The sequence below is a fragment of the Rossellomorea sp. KS-H15a genome, assembly GCF_024195245.1.
Classification (GTDB): domain Bacteria; phylum Bacillota; class Bacilli; order Bacillales; family Bacillaceae_B; genus Rossellomorea; species Rossellomorea vietnamensis.
On record NZ_CP096886.1, the window covers coordinates 3,521,161 to 3,541,961 of the forward strand.

The 20,801-nt window shown below is 46.7% G+C and carries 19 protein-coding genes; 4 read left to right on the forward strand and 15 right to left on the reverse strand.

Annotation, left to right across the window (positions count from 1 at the left end; all coding sequences use genetic code 11):
- Positions 1-15 precede the first annotated feature (15 nt).
- The gene (locus M1J35_RS18070) at positions 16-1,818 is read left to right on the forward strand and encodes an N-acetylmuramoyl-L-alanine amidase family protein (RefSeq protein WP_254651862.1); all 1,803 of its coding nucleotides are present in this window, start codon (positions 16-18) and stop codon (positions 1,816-1,818) included.
- A gap of 51 nt (positions 1,819-1,869) precedes the next feature.
- On the opposite strand, the gene dtd is transcribed toward M1J35_RS18070, so the two are convergent.
- From dtd to recJ, 4 genes are all read right to left on the reverse strand, one after another.
- Complete coding sequence (gene dtd, locus M1J35_RS18075) at positions 1,870-2,313, reverse strand: D-aminoacyl-tRNA deacylase (protein ID WP_254651863.1); 444 nt, start codon at positions 2,311-2,313, stop codon at positions 1,870-1,872.
- Between the two features lie 13 nt (positions 2,314-2,326).
- Positions 2,327-4,516, reverse strand: a complete 2,190-nt coding sequence (locus tag M1J35_RS18080; RefSeq protein WP_254651864.1) for a RelA/SpoT family protein — start codon at positions 4,514-4,516, stop codon at positions 2,327-2,329.
- Positions 4,517-4,770: 254 nt separating this feature from the next.
- The gene (locus M1J35_RS18085) at positions 4,771-5,283 is read right to left on the reverse strand and encodes an adenine phosphoribosyltransferase (protein WP_060670793.1); all 513 of its coding nucleotides are present in this window, start codon (positions 5,281-5,283) and stop codon (positions 4,771-4,773) included.
- Positions 5,274-7,637, reverse strand: a complete 2,364-nt coding sequence (recJ, locus tag M1J35_RS18090) for a single-stranded-DNA-specific exonuclease RecJ (protein WP_254651865.1) — start codon at positions 7,635-7,637, stop codon at positions 5,274-5,276. The genes M1J35_RS18085 and recJ overlap by 10 nt, the downstream gene beginning before the upstream one ends.
- Before the next feature lie 83 nt (positions 7,638-7,720).
- On the opposite strand from recJ, the gene M1J35_RS18095 reads away from it, so the two are divergent.
- On the forward strand, positions 7,721-7,876 hold the full coding sequence (locus tag M1J35_RS18095; RefSeq protein WP_254651866.1) for a hypothetical protein: 156 nt from the start codon (positions 7,721-7,723) through the stop codon (positions 7,874-7,876).
- A 74-nt stretch (positions 7,877-7,950) separates the two neighbouring features.
- On the opposite strand, the gene M1J35_RS18100 is transcribed toward M1J35_RS18095, so the two are convergent.
- From M1J35_RS18100 to M1J35_RS18115, 4 genes are all read right to left on the reverse strand, one after another.
- Positions 7,951-8,286 carry a LapA family protein gene (locus M1J35_RS18100; protein ID WP_034757294.1) on the reverse strand — a complete coding sequence of 112 codons (336 nt, stop codon included), beginning with the start codon at positions 8,284-8,286 and terminating at the stop codon, positions 7,951-7,953.
- Between the two features lie 15 nt (positions 8,287-8,301).
- Positions 8,302-9,228, reverse strand: coding sequence for a cation diffusion facilitator family transporter (locus M1J35_RS18105; RefSeq protein WP_159362291.1), 927 nt, complete (start codon positions 9,226-9,228; stop codon positions 8,302-8,304).
- Positions 9,229-9,330: 102 nt separating this feature from the next.
- Positions 9,331-11,595, reverse strand: a complete 2,265-nt coding sequence (gene secDF, locus M1J35_RS18110; protein ID WP_254651867.1) for a protein translocase subunit SecDF — start codon at positions 11,593-11,595, stop codon at positions 9,331-9,333.
- Positions 11,596-11,724: 129 nt separating this feature from the next.
- On the reverse strand, positions 11,725-12,045 hold the full coding sequence (locus M1J35_RS18115) for a post-transcriptional regulator (protein ID WP_034757287.1): 321 nt from the start codon (positions 12,043-12,045) through the stop codon (positions 11,725-11,727).
- 125 nt (positions 12,046-12,170) lie between these two features.
- Here M1J35_RS18115 and spoVB point away from each other — a divergent pair, with 125 nt between their 5' ends.
- Positions 12,171-13,721 (forward strand): stage V sporulation protein B, encoded by a 1,551-nt coding sequence (gene spoVB, locus M1J35_RS18120; protein ID WP_061811263.1) that lies wholly within the window; start codon positions 12,171-12,173, stop codon positions 13,719-13,721.
- Positions 13,722-14,407: 686 nt separating this feature from the next.
- Here spoVB and M1J35_RS18125 read toward each other — a convergent pair.
- A complete protein-coding gene (locus M1J35_RS18125) occupies positions 14,408-15,052 on the reverse strand; it encodes a DUF421 domain-containing protein (protein WP_224519446.1) in 645 nt (214 codons plus the stop codon).
- 69 nt (positions 15,053-15,121) lie between these two features.
- The gene (locus M1J35_RS18130) at positions 15,122-16,417 is read right to left on the reverse strand and encodes an ArsB/NhaD family transporter (protein ID WP_254651868.1); all 1,296 of its coding nucleotides are present in this window, start codon (positions 16,415-16,417) and stop codon (positions 15,122-15,124) included.
- Positions 16,418-16,577: 160 nt separating this feature from the next.
- Here M1J35_RS18130 and M1J35_RS18135 point away from each other — a divergent pair, with 160 nt between their 5' ends.
- The gene (locus M1J35_RS18135; RefSeq protein ID WP_224519444.1) at positions 16,578-16,949 is read left to right on the forward strand and encodes a TIGR04086 family membrane protein; all 372 of its coding nucleotides are present in this window, start codon (positions 16,578-16,580) and stop codon (positions 16,947-16,949) included.
- 69 nt (positions 16,950-17,018) lie between these two features.
- On the opposite strand, the gene yajC is transcribed toward M1J35_RS18135, so the two are convergent.
- From yajC to ruvB, 5 genes are read right to left on the reverse strand one after another with little or no spacing between them, the layout of a single operon-like run.
- Entirely contained in the window at positions 17,019-17,291 is a 273-nt protein-coding gene (gene yajC, locus M1J35_RS18140) for a preprotein translocase subunit YajC (RefSeq protein WP_034757262.1), read from the reverse strand.
- A gap of 43 nt (positions 17,292-17,334) precedes the next feature.
- Positions 17,335-18,474, reverse strand: coding sequence for a tRNA guanosine(34) transglycosylase Tgt (gene tgt / locus M1J35_RS18145; RefSeq protein WP_254651869.1), 1,140 nt, complete (start codon positions 18,472-18,474; stop codon positions 17,335-17,337).
- Positions 18,475-18,520: 46 nt separating this feature from the next.
- Positions 18,521-19,546 carry a tRNA preQ1(34) S-adenosylmethionine ribosyltransferase-isomerase QueA gene (gene queA / locus M1J35_RS18150; protein WP_254651870.1) on the reverse strand — a complete coding sequence of 342 codons (1,026 nt, stop codon included), beginning with the start codon at positions 19,544-19,546 and terminating at the stop codon, positions 18,521-18,523.
- Positions 19,547-19,585: 39 nt separating this feature from the next.
- Entirely contained in the window at positions 19,586-19,792 is a 207-nt protein-coding gene (locus M1J35_RS18155) for a DUF2905 domain-containing protein (RefSeq protein WP_079531786.1), read from the reverse strand.
- Complete coding sequence (gene ruvB, locus M1J35_RS18160) at positions 19,789-20,790, reverse strand: Holliday junction branch migration DNA helicase RuvB (protein ID WP_061811392.1); 1,002 nt, start codon at positions 20,788-20,790, stop codon at positions 19,789-19,791. The genes M1J35_RS18155 and ruvB overlap by 4 nt, the downstream gene beginning before the upstream one ends.
- Between the last annotated feature and the right edge of the window lie 11 nt (positions 20,791-20,801).

A 20,801-nucleotide genomic window follows, 5' to 3' on the forward strand; every position in this document is an offset into this window, starting at 1 on the left:
GATGGGGTTCAACACTTGAGCAGGAAAATCCGATATTACTATGGGTGTTTGTATTTCTTACAGGAGGTGACGAAGATTAAGAAAGTAATCGCAGCGATGTTGATTGTGTTCCTGATGTTCCCGATGCAGCCCTTCATGGATCAGGTACAGGCTGAAACCGGAAAGGTCACGATCAGCGTCTCGACCCTTAATGTCCGGACAGGACCGGGATTGAGCTTCCCCGTATTGGCAACGGTACATAGGGGGGAAGAGTACAAAATAGTAGACACGCAACAGGATTGGTATAAAGTCGAGACAAACAGCGGGGACGGCTGGGTGGCCGATTGGCTAGTGACAGTGGATAAGTCTGTTTCCGATGATTCGTCTCCTCGAGATGGCCAGGTGAACACAGACGGTCTCCGCGTCAGAAAGGGCCCCAGCACTTCAGACGACGTTGTGACGGTATTGCAAAATGGAGATACGGTGTCCGTTATGAAAGAAGATGGAGACTGGCTGAACATTGAATCAGGAAGCACCAGGGGATGGGTCCACCGTGATTACATAACGGGATCAAAAGCCGCCCAAGGGAAAAAAAAGGTGAACCAAAAAGGGATCATCACAGATGACGCCTTGAATGTCCGAACATCACCATCCCTGCAGAGCTCCGTCCTTGGCGTATTGAATACGGGGGATGAAATAGAGGTCACCGGGAGTGTTTCCGGTTGGTATGAGATCCGGTTCGGCGACGAGGTTGCATGGATCAGTGATTCATACGTAGAGTTCTCTACCGGTTCTGATGAAGCTGAAACAAGCCCATCTGAAGAGGAATCACCCTCCGATGGAGAGATGATCGGGATCATTTCGGTACACGGTCTCAACGTCCGTGATGAAACTTCCTTGAATGGCCGAGTCGTCGGTAAAGTATCCAAGGGTGAGAAATTCACATTGTTAAAAGAGAAAAATAATTGGTATCAAATCAAGCTCCCGAATGGGGATAAAGGATGGGTTGCCGGGTGGTATGTTCAGAAAACGGTGACAGCCGCAGCCCATGAAAGCAACAGTTCAAATGAAAACATCACGATTCTTTATAATGGCACGAATATCCGCAGTGAAGCAAACACCCAGGCAAGTGTAGTCAAACGGGCTTCAAGTGGAGAATCTTACGGGGTAAAGAGTAAGGATGGAGACTGGTATGAGGTGGAATTAGCCGATGGCAGTGCCGGGTTTGTGGCCGGCTGGGTCGTTTCGGTCCGCTCTGCATCAGGTGAAAACACGACGCCAGACCGCAAGAGAAGCGGTGGTCTCGAAGATAAAGTGATCGTGATCGACCCCGGACACGGAGGAAGGGACAGTGGTACGACGGGAGCAAGTGGTACACTTGAGAAGCTTCTTACCATGAAGACAGGCGAACTCCTTGCCGAGAAGTTGAAAAGCGCAGGCGCAAAGGTCAAATTAACAAGAAAAACCGATGAATATTTATCGTTGCCATCGAGGGTATCATTATCCCATTATAATCAGGCAGACGCCTTTGTCAGCATACACTTTGACAGCATTATGGATTCTTCCATTGCGGGTCATACGACTTACTACTATCAGGACCAGCAAAAAGAGCTGGCAGAAGAGATCCACGGTAGTCTCTCGGATCGATTACCCACATCAGACCGGGGTGTCCGCATCGGGGATTATCATGTCATCCGTGAAAACAACCGGCCAGCCGTCCTGTTGGAATTAGGATTCCTCAGTAATCCATCAGAAGAAGCCAATGTTAATACTCAGTATTTTCAAGATTTGGCCGCGACGGCCATCTACCATGGTTTAAGTGATTATTTCTCAGAGTGATGTCCATTATAAATAAAAAGGCTGATTCCGGTAGTGGAATCAGCCTTTTTATCAGGTTTTACTCTCGATCAAGAGTGTAACAGGACCATCATTCGTCAGATTTACATCCATCATTGCACCGAATACGCCTGTTGCCACCCTCACTCCTTTTTCCTCAAGGATCTCATTGAAATAGTCATAGATCACTTCTGCATGGTCTGGTTTGGCTGCATTCATGAAATTCGGCCTTCTTCCCTTACGCACATCGCCATACAGGGTGAATTGGGATATGGACAGGATCTCTCCCCCGACATCAAGGAGTGAATGATTCATCTTTCCCTCTTCATCTTCAAAAATGCGAAGATTGACAACTTTGTCTGCCGCATAACGGGCATCTTCCTGTGTATCTTCATGGGTGATCCCCACAAGCAATACAGCGCCTGATCGGATTTCTCCCTTTACTTCTCCATCGACCGTGACGGAGGCTTCTTTACTTCTCTGCAGTACTACCCTCATAAAGAAATCTCCTTTAGTTCATGATTCTTCTTACGGCATATATATCTGAAATCTGTTTGATTCTCTCTACCACTTTGTGCAAATGGGAAATGTTTTGAATCGAAATGGACATATTGATGGTGGCCACTTTGTTCCGGTCCGATTTCCCGCTTACAGCCGATATATTCGTCTTCGTTTCATTCACCGCCTGAAGCACTTCATTGAGGAGCCCTCTGCGATCATATCCGGAGATTTCAATATCGACATTGTATTCTTTACGGTCATTTCCGTCACTTTCCCATGATACGGGAATGAGGCGCTGTTCCACTTCATCCGCCATGACATTCGTACAATCCGCACGATGCACTGAAACGCCGCGGCCCTTTGTAATGAAGCCGACGATTTCATCCCCGGGAACCGGACTGCAGCAGCGGGACAGGCGGATAAGGAGATTGTCGATGCCCTCAACCTGTACACCCGCATCTTTTTTTCGCTTGACGGGTTGAGCATTCAATTCTTTCATCGTTTCTTCCAGGTTATCTTCCTGTTCCCGCTTCTTCCGGTGTTTTTCCGTCAGCCGGTTGGCGATTTGAGCCGCTGTGATCCCGTTATACCCCACGGCTGCATACATATCATCTTCATTGGAGAAATTGAATTTCTCCGACACACGCTTGATGTTTTCTGGATTCAGGATTTCCTTCACATCGAAATCCTGATTCTTGATTTCTTTTTCGACCAGCTCACGGCCCTTTTCAATATTTTCTTCCCTGCGCTGTTTCTTGAAGAACTGCTTGATTTTATTCTTCGCCTGGGACGTCTGGGCAAGCTTCAGCCAATCCTGACTCGGGCCATACGAATGTTTGGACGTAAGGATCTCGATGATATCCCCTGTTTTCAGCTTGTAATCGAGCGTGACCATCTTCCCATTGACCTTGGCGCCGATCGTTTTATTACCGATTTCCGAGTGGATCCGGTAAGAAAAATCGATGGGGACGGATCCTGATGGCAATTCCAATACGTCTCCTTTAGGTGTGAATACAAAGACCATATCGGAAAACAGGTCGATTTTAAGAGATTCCATGAATTCTTCAGCATTGGCCGATTCATTCTGGAACTCGAGTATCTCCCTGAACCAGGAAAGCTTCTTCTCGAATGAAACAGGTTCATTCGCTTCTTTCCCTTCTTTATATGCCCAGTGTGCCGCTACCCCGTATTCAGCGATCTGGTGCATCTCAAGCGTCCTGATCTGAACCTCCAGGGGATCGCCTTTAGGACCGATGACCGTCGTATGAAGGGACTGGTACATATTCGGTTTCGGCATGGCAATATAATCCTTGAACCTTCCGGGCATCGGTTTCCAGCATGTGTGAACGATTCCGAGTACAGCATAGCAATCCTTGATGCTGTCTACGACCACCCGTACAGCCAGGAGGTCGTAAATTTCATTGAATTGCTTGTTCTGCAGGGCCATCTTACGATAGATGCTGTAAATATGCTTAGGGCGTCCGGAAATTTCAGCCACGATTTTCACATCGCCGAGCTTATCTTTCACTTCATTGACGACTTCCTCTAGATACTGTTCACGCTCCGCACGCTTCTTCTTCATCAAATTGACGATACGATAATATTGTTGAGGATTTAAATACCGGAGCGACGTATCTTCCAATTCCCACTTGATCTTTGAAATCCCCAACCGATGGGCCAAAGGAGCGAAGATTTCAAGTGTCTCATTTGCTATTCTCCGCTGCTTCTCCTGTGGTAAATGTTTCAGGGTTCTCATATTGTGGAGGCGGTCTGCCAATTTAATCAGGATGACCCGGATATCCTGAGCCATCGCCACGAACATTTTCCGGTGATTTTCAGCTTGCTGCTCTTCATGGGATTTGTATTTAATCTTCCCTAGCTTCGTGACCCCATCAACGAGCATGGCCACTTCGGCATTGAACGCCTCTTCAATTTCACCGAGGGAAATGCCTGTATCCTCCACTACATCATGAAGAAACCCTGCAGCAACGGTTGCCGGATCCATCTCCAGGTCCGCCAGTATCCCTGCCACCTGGATGGGATGGATGATGTAGGGTTCACCAGACTTCCGGTACTGCTCACTGTGGGCATCCCTTGCATACTCGTATGCCTTCTGGACCATTTCAACATGCTCATCGTTTAAGTATGCTCTTGTTTTATCAATAACCTGTTCCGGGGTTAGTACTTGATCTTTAGCCATGATCAAAATCACCTTTGTATTTTAATATAGTTCACGATTGTTCGATTTTAATGATTGTTACTATTATCAAAAAAAAAACAGCTTCTGTAAAGTGTTTCGCAGAAAATTCTCAGAATCCAACTGTTTTTGTCGATAAATGTCGATTCTATTCTTCTTGAAATTAAAAAAATAAGGGCTGACACGTTAACCAGTTGTCAGTCCCTTATTTCAGTATATCACACATTTCATATGTTTATCAGAATTGATAAAGGTAATTAGTATTGCATCAATGTCATAATATCGTAGTTCTCAAGTTTGTCGCGGCCGTCAAGGTACGTAAGTTCAATTAAGAACGCAGTCCCTGCAACGATTCCACCCAGTTCTTCCACAAGCTTGATCGTTGCTTCGATCGTTCCACCTGTTGCCAGTAAATCGTCCGTGATCAGGACACGCTGGCCGGGCTTGATGGCATCTTTATGGATGGTCAAAGCATCTTTACCGTACTCAAGGCCGTATTCCTTCTGGATCGTTTCACGTGGCAATTTACCAGGTTTGCGGACAGGTGCAAAGCCTACTCCAAGTGCATAAGCGACTGGGCATCCGATGATGAATCCACGGGCTTCCGGTCCTACAACCAGGTCGATCTGCTTTTCTTTTGCATATTCGACGATTTGGTCTGTAGCATATCTATAAGCATCACCATTATCCATAAGGGTCGTGATGTCTTTAAACTTAATCCCTTCTTTTGGCCAATTCTCAACGATTGTAACATATTGTTTTAAGTCCATGCTTCTACTTCCTCCTCAATTGTAACAGACTCTTCTATCCTTTCATTAAACCAAGTCTTCAACTCTTGATAGGAAGAATATAACAATTCGTTTTCAAGCTCGTATTGTTGTTGTTTCTTCTGATATGTTCGAGATTCAGAAAGATCTTTCTTGGTTTTCGCAGGATTAAGAGAAATAAATCCATTGTCTATTGTAACAAACTTCAAATCAAAAAACACCTGTGACATGAAATCGATTGTTTCTTTTGACCAGCCTTTGTATTTTGCGAGATCATCGCCATGCTTTTTGATATCGAACGATCCACGTTTGGTTAAAAAGCCGTAGTACCATTTGAAGTGGTCCCGGGTCGGCATCGTACTGAAGAAATGATCTTCTTCCTGGAAGAAATGAGCATAGATCCGGTGAGGACGCCCCTTCTTCAAAAGCTCTTCAAGTAAAGGCTTGGAATTCGGCAGATCCAAGAGCACAAGGCTCGCTTTCTCCGTTGATAACCCATCAAGAGTCGAGCTTCCCTCCAGGAGGATGACTTCATCTTTCGGCAGGTTCAGTTTGTCCAACGTGGATGGATGAAAACAAATCAACTTCTTATTTTCTTCTGGGATGAGTCCGTTCCATTTATGGACCTGCTTGATTCCCCGCACATCGAATAATTGCCAATGATCGATTTTCACATCATGTAAAAACACCTGGGGCTTCTTGCGGTTGTTCCACTCATTTATGGATAGTTCACCAATGACGGACGCATTGGAAAAAGGTGTCATGTGGTCAGCCAATTCACCAAGCCCGAAGCCTACACCATCCAATTGAATACCCTCGTCCCCTAAAACGAGCTTCAGGTGATTTTGTGCAGAGCCGATTTTTTTATAGTGCTCGATGCTCACATGATCGATGATCCACTTAGGCTTTGGATTTTTCATTCCAAAAGGCGCCAAAAGCTGAAGCTTTTCAATCGACTCAACAGTGATTTCGTCCACAGTCACAGGAGCATCGAGTTGTGTGACAGGGATGAAGTCTTCGGATGTCAGTTCCGTGCCGGCCAGTTCATTCAACCGGCTTCTCAAGTGAGATACATCGTCTAATTGCAGCGTCATTCCGGCAGCCATCGGATGTCCTCCGAAGTGGGGAAGGATATCCCGGCAGGTTGATAGATTTTTAAATAGATCAAAACCAACGATGCTTCTCGCAGACCCTTTCGCCGTCCCTTTTTCAGAGTCGTAGCTCAGCACGATGGTCGGCCGGTAAAATTTGTCGACAAGGCGGGAAGCCACAATCCCGACAACTCCTGGATTCCAGCCTTCTTTTCCGATGACGAGTACATGGTTATCCTTAAGCGGGAAGTCCCGCTCCACCATCTCAACGGCTTCCTCGGTCATCTGGGCGACGATCGCCTGTCTTTCTTTATTCAAGCCGTCAATTTCCTCTGCCAGTGCCTTGGCCTCTTCTTCGTCTTCTGTAAGCATGAGGTCAACGGCAGGATCGGCATCACCTAAACGACCGACGGCATTGATCCGTGGAGCGATCATGAAGCCGACTGTCTCTTCGGTAATTTCATGCTGCTTCGCATTGGCGATTTTGCATAAAGCTTTGATCCCCAGTCGGTTTGAACCCCGGAGCTCTGCAAGACCCCGTTTAGCCAGAAGTCGGTTCTCCCCTCTCAAGGGAACGAGATCCGCAATGGTTCCAATCGCAGCAAGATCCAGTAGATGGGTAGGCAATTCACCGTACAAGGCATGGGCCAATTTAAATGCCACTCCTACCCCGGCAAGTTCACCGAACGGGTAGGCTGCTTCTCCCACTTTCGGATGGAGTAGAGCGTAGGTTTCCGGTAATTCGGGTCCAGGTTCATGATGGTCTGTAATGATCAGATCCATCCCGAGATCTTTCGCGAGTTTAGCTTCGTTCACGGCAGAGATCCCTGTATCGACCGTGATGATGAGTGAGAACTCCTCATCCTTCGCCCAGCGGAACGCCCCTTCATTCGGACCGTATCCTTCGCTGAAACGGTTTGGGATATAAAATTCCACTTCAGCGCCAAGATCTCTCAGGACCGTCATCATAACAGACGTTGAGCTGACACCGTCAGCATCATAGTCACCGTAGACTAGGATTCTCTCTCCGTCTTGGATGGCCTTATGGATCCGTTCCGTTGCTTTTTTCATATCTTCAAATAAAAATGGATCGTGAAATGAATCGCCAGAATCAAATAAAAAATTCCGGGCTTCTTCTACATCATCCAAATCACGATTTATCAATAATTTCGCTACAAGCGAAGGTACTTTTAGTTCATTTGCCAATTCTGCTATTTTATGTTCATCTGTTTCTGTCAATATCCAACGTGTTTTTGAGTTTAACATACGTTCACCCCTCAGCCTTACTCATTATACAAAAGTGAGGGGGTTGTTTCAATCTTAATGAAAGTGTGTGAAGAGGATGTAGGATGAGTGAACGTGGTTTCAAGATGTCCCTGGGTGGGAATCCAGCCGCTTTTGGTGAAAAACCAGCCGGAATCGGGAATAATTCAGCGGATTTACCCCATTATCCAGCCATTATGGTTGAAAATCCGGCCGAAATCAAACAGAATCCAGCCAAATGACACATTTATCCAAATACAATTAAACTCCCCAGTCAAAATAAAAAAAGTCCGGCGGCAATAGCCACCAGACTCATTTATTCTCCCACTTCCCCTACCGAATCCGGAGCGCGTTTTTTTAGCGGGATATCTTCAGTCTTTTCTTTATGCATCCCCTCTGTCTGTTCCCTCAATAACATATTTTCCTTTTCAAGGGATTTGACCCTGCGCTGGACGACGAATAATCGGAACAGCCCAACGGAACCGATGATGATACCGCCCATCAGGACAGATCCGAGAATAACTAATATAAGAGGCCAGTCGGATTCACCGAACAGATAATTGACGGTGACCGGGTCGACGTTGATGACTGCAAATATTGAAACCACCAACGCAAAGAAAATACCCAATAATAATGTCCATTGAAACTTCATGAGACTTCCCTCCCTTTAAGTTAAGTCTATTTGATCATCACTTTCTTCAGAAGCAGGATTGAATGGATTGATATGAATGAATACATCATTCACATTGGATTCCTTTAGAAGCTTCTCTTTGACTCTCTTCCCGACACGATGACCTTCCTCTACTGTCATGTAAGGATCGACACTGATCTTCAAATCGATGATCACATAGTGTCCGTGTTCCCTTGCATGAAGCTCGTTGATTTCCTTCACTTCCGGGACGGTCTCCACAATTTTCCGAAAAGGCAGTACATCCTCGTCATGCATGACGTGATCAAGGGTCGTATGTATGGATTCCGCCCCCAGATGCCAAGCCATCCTGAGGACAAGCAGGGAAACGAATATTCCTGCAACAGGATCCGCATAAACAAGCCAGCCGATATCGAACTTCCCTCCAAGGATGGAAGCTGAGATCCCTACCAGTGCCGCGATGGAAGAGAATACATCCGAACGATGCTCGTATGCATTCACGATTAATGCATCACTCTTTAACCTTTTACCCAAACGATATTTGTATTGAAACATCGCTTCTTTCACAATGATGGAGAAGATGACGGCATAAATCGCAATCGCTGTCGGTGGGGTGAGAGGGTGAAAGAAGGATTCAATCGATGATTTCCCAATTTCGATCCCCACAAGGAACAACAGGACGGCCACGATGATTGCCGCAATGGACTCCGCCTTTCCGTGACCATAAGGATGATCCTGATCGGGTGGCTGCTTGGCAGCACGTAAACCGATAAAGACGGCAAGTGATCCTGCTACATCCGATGCAGAGTGAACCGCATCGGCAATCAGCGCCCGGCTATTCCCCATGATGCCTGCCGCCCACTTTATCACCGCCAGTACGATATTGCCTACCACACCGATCATGGCAGCGAATTCCGCTTTTTTAAAACGATCCTCATGATTCATTCAAGTCGCCTCCCTTTTAACTCCTATTAGTGTAACCCAATGCTGTAAAAAAACAAAAAGACAGGTCCGGGAATAAATACTTCCCGGACCTTTTGATCGTCATTATACTTGTGGTTCATCCGACCACGTTTTCTTTTCTTTTACAGTCTTGATGGTTCCTTTTTTCTTCAGTTCTTTCTTCTTCATCACGAGCCATACCTGGGAAGCGATGAATACGGAAGAATAGGTACCTGAGATTAACCCGACCAATAAAGCGATGGAGAAGTTACGGATCGACTCACTTCCGAAGATCATGAGTGCGATGACCGTGAACACGACAGTCAATACGGTATTGACTGAACGGCCCATCGTTTGTCTGATACTCTGGTTCACTACTTCTTCAATGTCCTTATCCGTCTTCAAACGGCGTTTCTTATGAAGATTCTCCCTTAGCCTGTCAAAGGTGACGATCGTATCATTGATTGAATAACCGACTATCGTCAGGACGGCTGCAATGAATGTGATATCCACCTCGAGCCTGGTCAAGCTGAAGAATGCAATGATAAAGAATGCATCATGCAGGAGCGCAAGGATTGCACCCAGTGCCATTCTCCATTCGAAACGGAACGTGACATAAATGATGATTCCGACAGAAGCGATGGCCACTGCGATCATGGCGTTCTGCGCAAGCTCTTTCCCGATTACAGGTGAAACGGTACTGATACTTGGCTCGGCACCATAGAGCTTGTTGAAGTGATCTTTCAACTTCGCGATATCGTCCTTATTCAGGTCATCCGTATAGCGGACGACGGCAATATTATTTTGATCGCCTGAAATGACGACATCGTCAGAAGGCAATTTAATCTCCTTAAGTTCGTCCTGAACCTGTTCCGTCTTCAAGCTTTGATCAGCGAGGATCTCCATCCGTGATCCGCTGACAAAGTCGATTCCGAGATTTAATCTGAAAATGGCCAGGATGATGATACCTGCCGTGATGAGTACCGCTGACAGGGTAAAGAATTTCTTTCGCTGCGCAGCGAAATCAAAGCGGTCAAAACGGGTAGGGAGATCCAATGTATCGTAGTTCTCCGCCAGGTCCTTGATTTCGGATTTTTTGACACCGAACCAGCCCGGCTTTTTATTGAAGATACGGCTGTTCACCCAAAGGCCGAGTAACAGTCGTGAACCCCATACCGCCGTAATGAAGCTTGTCAGGATACTGACAATCAGCATCGTTGCGAATCCTTTGACCGAACTTGTCCCATAGAAGAAGAGGACGGCCGCTGCAAGGATGGTCGTTACGTTGGCATCCAGGATCGTCAGGAAAGAAGATTTATTCCCTGCCTGGAATGCAGAACGTATCGGCTTCCCGACCCGCATTTCTTCTTTGATCCGTTCATAGGTGATGATGTTCGCATCAACGGCCATACCCACCCCAAGGATGAGGGCTGCGATCCCCGGCAGGGTCAGGACCCCGTTCATGAGGTCGAAAATCAACAGAATCAAGTAAATATAAACAGAAAGGGTGATCGTGGCGATCAGTCCCGGGAAACGGTAGTACGCAATCATGAATAAGAAAATGATGGCAATCCCGATGATCCCCGCAGTCACTGTCTTGTCAAGTGCCTGCTGACCGAATTGCGCTCCCACGGATGTTGAATATTTCTCGTCCAGTTTGACCGGAAGTGCCCCGGCATTTAAGAGGGACGCAAGATTCTGGGCACGCTCAACCGTAAAGTTCCCTTCGATGATGACTTCATCGGAGTTGATTGGCTTATTCACCGCCGGATCAGAGATGAATTTCGGATCCTCTTTTCCTACTTCATCTTTGTATGAATCTTTTCCTTCCTCGTAATCCAGCCAGATGACGAGCTGATTCTGAGGAGCCATGGCGGAGATTTCCTTTGTTAATTCATAAAATTTCGAGCGATCTTTCAATTTTAATGAAACGATCGGATTATTCTTGTCATCAAACGTTTGTTTCGCAGATCCCGACTCAAGATCCGATCCGTCCAGACGGACTTTATCGTTCACGTCACGGAACGTCAGATTGGCTTGAGTGGAGAGGATCTCCCTTGCTTCGTTCTGGTCTTCGACACCGGCCAGTTGAACACGGATGCGGTTCCCGTCTTCGATTTGGATATTCGGTTCACTGACACCCAATACGTTGATACGCCTGTCGAGTGCATCGGCTGTATTGGCAACGGTCTCTTTCGTGATTTCCTGGCCTTTTTTGATCGGCTGAACTTCATAAAGAACTTCAAATCCGCCCTGCAGGTCCAATCCCAGTTTAATGTTATCTACAATACTCTTCGTTGTGCCTCCCATAGTACCTGCAAGCAATACCACAAGTATAAAGAAGGCAATGATTCGGCCACGCTTTACCATTATGTATAGATCCTCCTTGCCGTTTTAAAAAAACCATACGCTATGTGCTTCAATAAGTAATATAATTCCTGAAAACTTCACCTTTCTCATTATCTATGAGAAAGAAATGAGTGTCAATTTCTTTTCGGGCTATTTTCCATTCTTATTCGGGCGAAGAAGCTCGTTCAGCTCATCTTCATTCACTTCTGCAAACCAATTGGGAGACCTGTATGCTTCGATCGTTTCAAAGCTCATATACTCACCGGGTTTGACCGTCAACACATCACTCACTAACTGAAAGAACTTTACATCCACTTCAGGCTTCTTCCATTTCTTCTTCGTTAAGTAGGACCATAGGCGGTCAGCGTCTGCCTTTCCGTATCCAAGAATTTCAAATTCTTCTACTTTGCTTACAAGCGCTGGTACTAATGATTCATAAAAACGATCGTAAGGATGCTGATTTTTCTTCATTCCCCATCCACCCCATTTGGGCTATATTCAGCCCGAATTGTTCACTACTTGTCATGCTTTGTCCACCCTTATGCATATACATCATTGTAAACGATAATACCAATTTTGAGAAGGCAGGGAATTTTATGTCAAAATTTCTGAAAGGCACCATGATCTTAATGATGGCCGCCTTTATAACTAGAATATTAGGGTTTGTGAACCGCATCGTCGTCGCCAGATTCATCGGGGAAGAAGGCGTCGGCCTATTTATGATGGCTTTCCCTACCCTCATACTCGTCATCACCGTCACTCAACTGGGGCTCCCTGTAGCCATCTCAAAAAATGTTGCCGAAGCAGAATCAAAGGGAGATATCCGGAAAGTAAAAAAAATATTGGTCGTCTCTCTTTCCATCACCATGGGGCTATCCCTCATCTTCACCCCTGCCCTCATCCTGCTCGCCCCTTATTTAACAGACGTCTTGTTTACGGATGACCGGATCTACTATCCATTGGTGGCCATTGCCCCGATCATTCCGATCGTAGCGATCTCGTCGGTCATCCGCGGCTATTTCCAGGGAAGACAGAACATGAAACCTTCCGCCTATTCACAAGTCATCGAGCAGGTGGTCCGGATTACCCTGATTGCCGTATTGACCAAAACCTTCCTTCCTTATGGGATTGAATACGCAGCTGCCGCTGCCATGGTGGCGTCTGTCCTTGGGGAACTCGCTTCCCTTCTGTATTTATTTGCAAGCTTTAAAGTTAAGAAGAAGTTCAAGATCCGTCGCAATTTCTTTAAATCGATCCGAAATGGCCGGGAAACGTTCAACGAACTCATGAGTGTGGCCCTGCCGGCGACAGGCAGCAGGATGATCGGGTCGATCGCCTGGTTTTTTGAACCGATCGTGGTAGCGAACAGTCTTGCCCTCGCCGGAGTGGCAGCAGGGATGGCGACGAAACAGTATGGTTCCTTGACGGGATATGCCCTTCCCCTTCTGTTTCTTCCATCATTCGTTACCCTTTCACTATCGCAATCTCTTGTCCCCGCCATCAGTGAAGCCAACTCTCAAAAGAATTTCACCTTAATCGAACACCGGCTTCAGCAGGCCCTCAGGTTCTGTTTGATCACAGGCGGGATATCCGTCGTCATCCTCTACGTGTATGCAAAGCCCCTCATGCAGGTCATGTATGGGAATGAAAACGGGGCAGGCTTCTTGATGATCATGGCCCCTTTCTTTTTATTTTATTACTATCAAGGGCCATTGCAGGCTGTGCTCCAGGCATTGAACCTGGCAAGGGCCGCCATGATCAACAGCCTGATCGGGGCCGTGGTGAAGACCGGCGTCATCTTTGTCCTCGCTTCACAGCCGGCTTTTGGCATCAACGGGGCGGCTCTCGGGATCGTCACCGGGTTCCTGCTCGTGACCCTGCTTCATTTCATGACCATCCTGAAATATATTCCGATGACGATTTATGCCCGGGATTATGTAAAGACGGTGTTAGTTCTGTTGGTAACCGGAGTATGGGGTCACTTTTCTTATCTTTACTTATTTGATGGTCAGTCCACCGTATTCAGATTGCTATTCGGGGTCATTACCTGTACGGCCCTTTATACCGTGCTCTCCATCACCCTTAAACTCATCGTGAAAAACGACCTTGCCAGGATCCCATTCATCCGGCGATTCATCACTCCATAGTCTCCCCAAATAAAAAAACTCCTTAACATTTTGTTGAGGAGTTTTTTTATTGGAGTCACTTTCGTAATCGGTATTGCTTCATTTTTCAAAAGTAAGCAGAAAGTTGATTTCCACTCCAGGATGCTCGCTTTCCGCGGGGCTGGCGGTGAGCCTCCTCGGCTACGCCTCCGGGGTCTCACCTGTCCAGCAATTCCCGCAGGAGTCGAGCATCCTTCCGCTCCAATCAACTTACGGAGCATGTATCCTTACACAGAAATTAAATAAGAACTAGAAGGTTAGCAAACAACCTGATTAATATTCAAAAAGATTTTTCAAATCACCAAAAAATAAAATATCGCTAAAAACTTCACTTTTTGTAGAGTGAAAACTCAAGTACAAACCTTTTAGGAATGACGCTTGTAATAGCAAAGAATGGAATGAAGCGGAAGGCATTTGACTCCTGTGGGAAATAGCGAAAAGCGGAGGCGGCTTGCTCTGCCCCGACAAGCATAAGCTAAATGGCCGGGAAGGCGTTTTTTGCCTTCTTGGACCATTTAGCTTATGACCTCAAGGGGCTAGCCGCCGGAGCTGGACAAGGGTAGGACACCACTTGAAGCCCGAGGAGGCTCAACTTCCTCCCCGCGCGAGTCTTGTGCCTGCAGCGGAAAGGAACGGTCCACCATTATAATCAGATCATTTCTCAAAGATTATTTGTTTTTTTCATCAATGTAAAATTGTCCGTTTTGGAAGCTGCAGAAGGAGATTTCCTGTACGTTTTTGAATCCGCGTTCTCTCAGTTCTTTCCGTAGCCAGAAGGACGTTTTTCCGATCATATCGAGATGGGTGGTTTGGACTTGTCCATCGAGGATCAGGGGCAGTGTCAGGGAATGCGGAGTCTTTTTGTCTTTCTGCAGGACAGATAGTTTTCCCGATGGCTCCAATATCGCAAATTCGACATCTGCCAGATTGAAAATATCCTTTTCCCTTAATTGAAGGAGCAGATCATCATAATTGTAACGCTGTTTCTTCATGGCTTGGTCGTCGATTTTTCCGTTATGGATAATGACTGTGGGTTTTCCGTCCAATAATTCCCGGAAAGACTTAGATCTGAGGGAAAACCATGCAAACAGGATTTGGACGAGGACGATGATCCCCATGGGCAGCACTGTATGAATGATGGGATCCTCCGGTTCTTCGATAGCCATGACCGCCATCTCGGCAATCATCATGAATACGACCAGATCCAGGATGCTCAGTTCCCCGATTTCCCTTTTCCCCATGATTCTAAAAATGAAAATGATCATTACGTAAAGAAAAAGAGTGCGTAAAATGATGATAAAATATTCCTCCACTACTTTTCCCTCCCATACACATGTCATTATGTAGTATCGACAGAAGGAGAAAATAAATCGGAGGAATTTTTATCCACCCATGAATGGCCGGATGTATTTAAAGTAAACGTATATGGTGGATACAGCAAGGGAAATGACGGTAACGGGAACACCAATCAGTAAGTACTGGTGAAATTTGATATGTACATTTTCCTTTGAAGCGAGTCCGGCAATGACCAGATTGGAAGAAGAGCCGAGAAGTGTACCATTCCCACCAAGGCATGCACCCAGGGCCAATGACCACCATAAGGGATCCATATTGACCATCCCGAATTCACCGAATTCCTGAATGACCGGAATCATGGCTGCCACAAACGGAATATTATCTACTACAGCTGACAATAAACCTGTTCCCCACAGGATCACAAAGGCCGTCTTCTTCATATCCCCATCCGTCGCCCGCAGTATTTCACGTGCGATTTCATCTATGAATCCTGCCTCTTCAATCCCTCCGACCAGGAGGAATAAGCCCATAAAGAAAAAGAGTGTCCCCCATTCCACCTCTCTCAAAATCTTTTCCGGAGGATGAATTTTCTCGAGGAGCAGCATAAGGAGAACTGCACCGGCAAGGGATACCGTCGTCACATCCAGATGGAACACCGGATACACGGAAAAGCCCACCAATACGAGAGCAAGTACAAATAAAGACTGAAAGAGCCCGCTGTCCCTCTTTAAATATTCCTCGGGCTTGATCCCTTTCAAAAGCAGTTTCCTGTCTTCTTTCACGTGGAGCACTTCCTTGTATACCACACACATGATTAAAAGCGTCACGGCGTAAACCATGAGAACAACCGGTAACAGGTTTTCAAGGAAGCTATTGAATGTAAAGTGCTTTACTGCCTGGCCGATCATCATGTTTGGAGGGTCACCTATAAGGGTTGCCGTCCCACCGATATTACATGCCAGGATCGTCATGATCAAAAAGGGGATGGGCGGAAGTTCAAGGACCCTGGTTAATTTGAACAAGATCGGAACGAGCAGCATAGCGATCGTCACGTTTGCCAAAAACGCGGAACCCACCGCCGCCAGGGAGGAAAACAGGACCAGGAGCGCGAGCCCGTTCCCGTTCACCCATTGGGCGATCCGGATGGCAATAAATTCAAATATCCCGGTTTTGCTGGTGATGGTGACAATCAGCATCATGGAAAACAGAAGCGTGATGGTTTTCCAGTCGATATACGTAAATAGCGCCTTTTCGATGGGAAAAGCCCCTATCAGGAGCATGGCGACCCCACCGGCCATGGCGGCCAGGACGCGATTCCATTTCTCTGACATCAATAGGATGTAAACCGAAACGAACACAATCAATACCATCATCGGAGACATGGTCACAGCCCCTCCATTTCCAGGAAGTTTCATACTAGTCTATGAGGCTTGACCACATAAAATTTCTAGTCTTTTTTACCATTGCCATGAATATGCTTGTACTAACACGGAATAAAATTATCGATTGAGAAGGGAGAGGACCGTCATAGAAGCGAAAAAAATGGGTGGTGCCGTCCTTTACGGGACGACCACCATATTTGTCATAGCGATTGCCGCAAGTTTATTATTCTCATTGCTTCTCCGGTTTACCGAACTTACTGAAAGCTCCATCACGCTGTTTGTCACGATCGTTTCATTTCTTTCTTTATTTGTTGGTGGATTTATGTCAGGTGGAAAAGGAAAGACAAAAGGCTGGGTGCTTGGAGGTTCGACAGGGCTCATTTATACCCTCGTCATTTTCTTATTTCAATACCTGGGATACGACAGCCTGTTTTCAATGGAACAGCTCATCTATCACGGCTGTTACATCCTGACCGCCATGATGGGGGGAATCCTTGGTGTCAACATGAGTGGCGGTCCGAGGGAGAGTTAGGCCATCTCCATACTAAAAAAGGGTCCCTCTTCCACGTGCCTCGGCACATGGAGAGAAACCCTTTTTTTATTATACCTGCTCGGCTCTGATGACTTCCCTGATCGCATTACGATCATATGTAAGACGGCTTCCGTCACCACACAGGATGACTACTTTACCTTCTTCGATAGCATCGATTGATCCGTGTAAACCGCCAATCGTGATGATTCTATCACCCTTCGCAAGCTCATTTTGCATTTTTGAGATCGCTTTTTGACGCTTTTGCTGAGGTCGGATCAGTAAAAAGTAAAACAGTACGAACATTAATATCAAAGGTAGTATTGTTCCTAAACTTCCTCCCATTCTTTTTCCCCTCCTTTCAATGATTTATTTATAGCATGCTTTTTTAGAAGTTTTTCGCATCAGGTCGGTTGAAGCCGTACTGCTCGAAAAATTCTTCCCTAAAGTCTCCTAGACGATCTTCACGAATCGCTTGTCTGACTTGCTCCATCAATTTTAACAGAAAATGAAGATTATGATAAGTCGTAAGGCGAATTCCGAACGTTTCGTCACATTTGATCAAATGACGGATATAGGCACGGCTATAATTTTTACACGTATAGCAGTCGCAATTCTCATCGATAGGTCTGAAATCCCTTGCGTATTTAGCGTTTTTCACGACCAGACGGCCTTCACTTGTCATTAGCGTTCCGTTACGGGCGATACGGGTCGGAAGGACACAATCGAACATATCGATTCCGCGAATCGAACCATCGATCAGTGAATCCGGAGATCCGACGCCCATCAGGTAACGGGGCTTATCCGTAGGAAGATGTGGCGTTGTGAATTCAAGCACGCGATTCATGACGTCCTTAGGCTCCCCGACAGAAAGTCCACCGACGGCGTATCCAGGGAAATCCATGGATACAAGGTCACGGGCACTTTGCTTACGAAGCTCTTCGTATTCCCCACCTTGGACGATGCCGAATAATCCTTGATCATGCGGCCGCTGATGAGCTTCCAGGCATCGCTCTGCCCAACGCGTGGTCCGTTCCACTGAACTCTTCATATACTCATATTCCGCAGGATACGGTGGACATTCATCGAATGCCATCATGATATCAGAGCCGAGGGCATTCTGAATCTCCATCGCTTTCTCCGGGCTTAGGAAAAGTTTATCCCCGTTCAAGTGATGACGGAAATGGACTCCTTCTTCTTCAATTTGGCGTAGCTTACTCAAGCTGAACACTTGGAAGCCGCCTGAATCGGTCAGGATGGCGCGATCCCAGTTCATGAATTTATGAAGGCCGCCAGCTTCCCTTATGATCTCATGACCTGGACGTAACCATAGATGATACGTATTACTTAGGATGATTCCGGATTCCATGGATTTCAGATCCTCCGGGGACATCGTTTTTACAGTTGCCATGGTGCCCACCGGCATGAAGGCAGGCGTTTCGAATGAACCGTGTGGCGTATGGACGCGGCCCAGTCTGGCACCGGTTTGTTTACATGTTTTAATGTGTTCATATGTTATTGCTGTCAACTTGGGAATTCTCCTTCCAATTTCCATTGGGTTTTACAATCGGTCATCATTTAATCAACATCGCATCTCCAAAGCTGAAGAAGCGGTACTTCTCTTTAACGGCGGTTTCATAGGCATGCATCACGTTGTCCTGCCCCGCAAAGGCGCTGACCAGCATGATCAGCGTCGACTTCGGTAAGTGGAAGTTCGTGATCAGCCCATCAATCCCTTTAAACTTATAGCCTGGATAAATGAAAATATTCGTCCATCCATTTTCTTCAACAAACGTCCCATGCTTGGATGCAATGGTTTCAAGCGTGCGGGTGGAGGTAGTTCCCACCGTTATGATCTTGCCCCCATTTGCCCTTACCTCATTCAAGAGGCGGGCGGTCCCTTCCGATACCTGATAGAATTCGGCATGCATATCATGGTCTTCAATGGTCTCGACGGAAACCGGCCTGAATGTTCCGAGTCCCACATGGAGGGTGATGAAAGCAATGTGTACACCTTTTTCTTTCAGCTCTTCCAACAGTTCTTCCGTAAAGTGGAGACCTGCAGTCGGCGCGGCCGCTGAGCCCCGTTCCCTTGCAAACACCGTCTGGTAGCGGTCCTGTTCTTCCAATCGTTCACGAATGTACGGCGGCAGCGGCATTTCACCCAACTCATCCAATACTTCGTAAAAGATCCCCTCATATCGGAATTCAAGGATCCTTCCACCGTGATCCTTCAAGTCCACACAGGTTGCCCTTAATTTGCCATCACCGAAAACGATCTCCGTTCCGACACGGATCCGTTTTGCCGGCTTCACAAGGGTCTCCCACTTGTCACCATCCTCCTGTTTCAGAAGGAGCACTTCAATATTGGCACCTGTATCTTCTTTCTGCCCAAAAAGACGTGCCGGCAGAACCCTTGTATCATTCAGGACGAGACAATCCCCTTCCTGGAGGTACTCGGTGATCTGTTTAAAACGGATATGCTCCATGGAACCATCTTCTTTATCCAATACCATCAGCCTGCTCTCGGAACGATTCTCAAGAGGAGTCTGGGCAATCAATTCTTCTGGTAAATGAAAATCAAAATCTTCTACTTTCACAGTTCGTCACCTGGCTTATGTAAATCTCACTCATGAATCCTATTTGAATCTCCCGATGAAATAAAAGACAACGGAAAGTATAACACTTATCAGAATAGAAGTCATAAGTGGAAAATAAAATGTCGCATTTTCTTTTTTGATGATGATGTCACCCGGCAGCTTCCCTATTTTGATGAATTGCATAAGGAAGCCGATCACGAGGATGATCGCGCCGATGATCATGACTAATTTAGGCAGCCCTGTCAATTATCCGGCACCTCCAATTGGAAATGGTCATACACAAGATGAGTAACGATCCTCCCTCTCGGCGTACGCTGGATGAATCCAATCTGCAAAAGGTACGGTTCGTACACATCTTCAATCGTATGGGACTCCTCCCCGATGCTTGCGGCGATCGTATCAAGTCCAACGGGTCCTCCCCTGAAGCGCTCGATGATTCCTTTAAGAAGCTTATGGTCAATATGATCGAGACCGAGTTTATCGACCTGGAGAAGTTCAAGGGCTTCCCGTGACAGGGTGGTGGTGATATCCCCATTCCCCTTCACCTGGGCGAAATCCCTTACCCTCCTGAGCAGCCGATTGGCGATACGCGGAGTCCCTCTCGATCTCCGCGCCAATTCTTCAGAAGCCGTAGCTTCAATCTTTGTGTTTAAAATCGCCGCTGTCCGCTGAACAATTTCATTCAACTGTTCTTCATTATAATATTCCAACCGGCATAAAACACCAAATCGATCTCGAAGGGGAGCCGATAAGGCACCGGCGCGGGTCGTCGCCCCCACCAGTGTAAAAGGCGGAAGATCCAAACGGACAGACCGTGCACTTGGACCATTCCCGATCACGATATCCAAACAGAAATCTTCCATTGCAGGATAAAGGACCTCTTCGATGGCCCGGGGCAGCCGGTGGATTTCATCGATGAACAACACATCACCCGGCTCGAGTGCCGTAAGGACGGCGGCCAGGTCTCCCGGTCTTTCGATTGCCGGTCCCGAGGTCGTGCGCAGGTTCACACCCATCTCATTGGCAATGACGGCCGCCAGGGTCGTTTTCCCTAATCCCGGCGGCCCGTATAGAAGGACATGGTCCAGGGTCTCCTGTCGCATCTTTGCCGCTTCGATGAAAACCTCAAGATTATGCTTGACCTTATCTTGCCCAATATATTGTTTTATTGTCTGAGGACGCAAGGAATATTCAAAGGAATCTTCATTTAATTCCGATTCTCCTGATACGATTCTGTCTTCCATTTAGACTTCCT

What these genes read in the sequence shown, in the direction of transcription:
- dtd (WP_254651863.1), bottom strand. Translation starts at nt 2,313, where the DNA reads ATGAGGGTAGTACTGCAGAGAAGTAAAGAAGCCTCCGTCACGGTCGAT.
- M1J35_RS18080 (WP_254651864.1), bottom strand. Translation starts at nt 4,516, where the DNA reads ATGGCTAAAGATCAAGTACTAACCCCGGAACAGGTTATTGATAAAACA.
- M1J35_RS18085 (WP_060670793.1), bottom strand. Translation starts at nt 5,283, where the DNA reads ATGGACTTAAAACAATATGTTACAATCGTTGAGAATTGGCCAAAAGAA.
- recJ (WP_254651865.1), bottom strand. Translation starts at nt 7,637, where the DNA reads ATGTTAAACTCAAAAACACGTTGGATATTGACAGAAACAGATGAACAT.
- M1J35_RS18095 (WP_254651866.1), top strand. Translation starts at nt 7,721, where the DNA reads ATGAGTGAACGTGGTTTCAAGATGTCCCTGGGTGGGAATCCAGCCGCT.
- M1J35_RS18100 (WP_034757294.1), bottom strand. Translation starts at nt 8,286, where the DNA reads ATGAAGTTTCAATGGACATTATTATTGGGTATTTTCTTTGCGTTGGTG.
- M1J35_RS18105 (WP_159362291.1), bottom strand. Translation starts at nt 9,228, where the DNA reads ATGAATCATGAGGATCGTTTTAAAAAAGCGGAATTCGCTGCCATGATC.
- secDF (WP_254651867.1), bottom strand. Translation starts at nt 11,595, where the DNA reads ATGGTAAAGCGTGGCCGAATCATTGCCTTCTTTATACTTGTGGTATTG.
- M1J35_RS18115 (WP_034757287.1), bottom strand. Translation starts at nt 12,045, where the DNA reads ATGAAGAAAAATCAGCATCCTTACGATCGTTTTTATGAATCATTAGTA.
- spoVB (WP_061811263.1), top strand. Translation starts at nt 12,171, where the DNA reads ATGTCAAAATTTCTGAAAGGCACCATGATCTTAATGATGGCCGCCTTT.
- M1J35_RS18130 (WP_254651868.1), bottom strand. Translation starts at nt 16,417, where the DNA reads ATGTCTCCGATGATGGTATTGATTGTGTTCGTTTCGGTTTACATCCTA.
- M1J35_RS18135 (WP_224519444.1), top strand. Translation starts at nt 16,578, where the DNA reads ATGGGTGGTGCCGTCCTTTACGGGACGACCACCATATTTGTCATAGCG.
- yajC (WP_034757262.1), bottom strand. Translation starts at nt 17,291, where the DNA reads ATGGGAGGAAGTTTAGGAACAATACTACCTTTGATATTAATGTTCGTA.
- ruvB (WP_061811392.1), bottom strand. Translation starts at nt 20,790, where the DNA reads ATGGAAGACAGAATCGTATCAGGAGAATCGGAATTAAATGAAGATTCC.